General features: G+C 57.3%; 2 protein-coding genes. Both read right to left on the bottom strand.

All coding sequences use genetic code 11. The features are described 5' to 3' along the window. Positions 1-291: 291 nt before the first annotated feature. Positions 292-1,644 (bottom strand): HlyD family type I secretion periplasmic adaptor subunit, encoded by a 1,353-nt coding sequence (locus AC2FND_RS19865; protein ID WP_496771430.1) that lies wholly within the window; start codon positions 1,642-1,644, stop codon positions 292-294. 2 nt (positions 1,645-1,646) lie between these two features. Continuing rightward, positions 1,647-3,160, bottom strand: a 1,514-nt coding sequence (locus tag AC2FND_RS19870; RefSeq protein WP_496771431.1) for a type I secretion system permease/ATPase, incomplete at its 5' end; no start/stop codon positions are given.

The raw sequence follows: 3,160 nt of genomic DNA on the forward strand, positions 1-3,160 counted from the left end.
TGGCGGCAAGGCGAAACATGGTCGGGTGTTCCTTATGATGAGTTCCGGCCAAACATGTCTCGATTCGAATGTGTTTTGCATTGATTTGCATCAGATGCGGAAACCTGACGTTTCATGAAACTGTGATTTCGTGACTACCGTTGATCCGATCCGCCAGACCGCCAAGGGTGTGGAGCTTGTGATATCCCAAGTCTTGCGCCGTCAAAGGTACACACCCTCACTTTCACGCTTTTCCCAAAAGGATCAGAACGCGACTTGAGGTAGATGAACCAACGGCCTTAGGCACCTAGGTTATTGCTCGCGAAACGCGCGCGACATGCTGTCCGACACAGGTTTGGCGATATAGGCCGCAAAAGTTCGTTCTTCGGTTTGGATCATAATTTCCGCGGGCATGCCGGGGGTTGGAACAAAGCCGCTGACCCGGTGCAGTTCGTCCGGGGTAAGTGAGATACGCGCCAGATAAACCTCTTTTGGAACGCCTGCCGCCTCTTCAAGCAGCGCGTCGGCTGAGATATAAAAGACTTCTCCGTACAGAACCGGTGTTGTGCGCTGATTGAGCGCGATCAGGCGGACAGAGGCGGTCTGCCCAGTTACCACACTATCAATCTCGGTGCGTGGGATTTGCGCCTCAATAATCAAGGGCGCATCGGCGGGCAGAATTTCGGCAATGGGTTCGCCCGTTTCGATTACGCCACCCGGCGTATGGTAATGCAGGCGAACTACCGTCCCGGTCACAGGCGCCCGCACCACGGCCCGGTCCAGAACATTGCGGGCCTGACGGGATTTTTCGCGCACGCTTTCCAGATCGGCCTCGACCACGCCCAATTCATCCAGTGCAGCCTCGCGATAGGCGGATCGGGTGCGCGTAATCTGTTCCTGGTATTTCAGAAGCATCTGATTGATTTCAGCGGCCTCCGCCTGCAACCGGGCCTGCTGCCCCTCGGCTTCGGCCTGCACACGCCGGATCGTGTTCAATTCGCCCTTTCGAACCAGCCCTTTCTGGAAAAGCTGGTTTTTGGACTCGTACTCTTCCTGCAAGATTTCGGCACGTGTGACCATGCTGTCCAATTGGGCCTCAAAGCCACTTGCCCGGATCTTCAAAGCCTCCATATTGCGTTCCAAAAGTGCCACATCATTCAGCAAGGTCTTGCGCGACACATCAAAGCTGAGCATTTGACCGTCGAGAATGGCCATGACTTCCACGTCTTTAGAGGCCTCGACCAGATCTGGTGTAAAAACCAGACGATCCCGTTCCCCATATTCCGCCAGCAACCGCTCGGTCATCGCCTGCAAGCGCAATTTGCGGATGAACAGCTCGCGCTCATTGGCCTGGGCCGAGGTCTGATCCAGCGTCATCAGCACCTGACCTGCCTGAACCGATTGCCCTTCGGTGACCTTGATGTCTTCGATGATCCCGCCTTCAAGGTGCTGGACAATCTTGTTGCGCCCAGTGGCGACAAAACTGCCCTGCGCGATGACCGCCGCCGCCAGCGGAGCACTGAAGGACCACACTCCGAAACCGCCAAAACAGACGACCAGCATGATTATACCGATAACAATGAAGCGGTTGATCGAGCGTGGAACTTCTGCATACCAGACGTCAGGTTCACCGGCAGAGTGTTTTACGGGTACGAGGTCATTCATGGTCAGCCTCCCTGTTGCCCTTCAATTCCGGTCCGTTTGCGCGGCCCGTTGATCTGCTGAAGAACCTGCTCGCGCTGACCGAACAGAGCGACGCGCCCATCGGTCAGCAACATGATCTTGTCGACCACGTTCAGCAGCGTTGGTTTCTGCGTGATGACGACCACGGTGATCTTGCTTTCACGCGCCTGTTCAATGGCGCGCGCCAAGGCTTTGTCCCCGGCAACGTCAAGGTTCGAGTTCGGCTCGTCCAGCACCACCATTCGTGGGTTCCCAAAAAACGCCCGCGCCAGCGCAATGCGTTGTTTCTGTCCGCCCGATAAAGGTGATCCATCAGCGGCCACCACGGTCTCATACCCCTGCGGCAGGGTCGCGATCATGTTGTGTACATCGGCTAGTACAGCGGCGTCGTGGATCTGTTCGTCCGTGGCATCGGCTCGCATCCGGCCGATATTGTCCTTGATGGTTCCGGGGAACAGCTGCACATCCTGTGGCAGATAACCGATGTTTTCGCCGAACTGGCGCGGGTCCCAGTTGCGGATATCCATCAGGTCCAGCCGCACACTTCCCGACGTTGGCAGAACGGACCCGACAAGGGTCTTGCCCAAGGTGGTTTTGCCCGCACCGGAATTGCCGATAATCGCCAGTGTTTCACCGGGGATGAGTGAAAAGGTAATCCCGTTCAGAACCACACGTTTGGTTCCACCGGGGACATAGAGCAACCGCTCAACATCCAACCGCCCTTCAGGTCGCGGCAGGCGCAACTTCTCATGTTGCAGGGCCGAGGTGGACAGCAGCGCCTTGATCCGCCCATAGGCCGCGCGCGTCAGCAGGTAGCTGTTCCACCCCTCAATCGAACCTTCGATGGGCGCAAAGGCGCGCCCGGCAATGATTGAGGCCGCGATCACCATGCCGCCGGTAATCTCTCCCTGCAGTGCCAGAAATGCGCCCCATCCCAAAATGCCAATCTGTGTCAGCAGACGAACAGCGCGCGAGATCGCCGCGAAGATCACGTTACGGTCCTGCGCGCGCACCTGCCAGGTCAGGGATTGGGCCGTGTCCCGCCCCCAGATCCGCACCGCCTCGGGGATCATGGCCAAGGCGTTGATGATCTGGCTGTTGCGCGACATGGAATCCAGATGCAGGTTCGCCATGGACTGCGCTTTGTTCGCCTCGGCAAAGGGTTTGGCTGTCATTTTCTGGTTGATCAGCGCAATCGTCATTAGGATCAGCGCCGTCACCACGACAATCATGCCCAGTTGCGGGTGCACGAGAAAGATCATCAGAATGAACAGAGGGGCGAATGGCACGTCCAGAAACGAAATCAAAGTGCCCGAAACCAGAAAACCGCGCAGTTGCTGCAAATCGCCAAGAGTCTGATATTCGCGCCCGTTTCCGTGCAACGACGCGTGCGCAGCCGCACTAAGCACCGGTGCACCCAAACGAACGGCAACCTCGACACCGGTTCGCATCAGCGTAAACCGCCGCACCGCATCAAATGCAGACTGAAAAATCACAG

The organism is Ruegeria sp. BHSB056 (genome assembly GCF_059613305.1).

Bases quoted from the DNA above. Each gene is read 5' to 3' on its own strand.
- AC2FND_RS19865 (WP_496771430.1), bottom strand. From the start codon at position 1,644: ATGAATGACCTCGTACCCGTAAAACACTCTGCCGGTGAACCTGACGTC.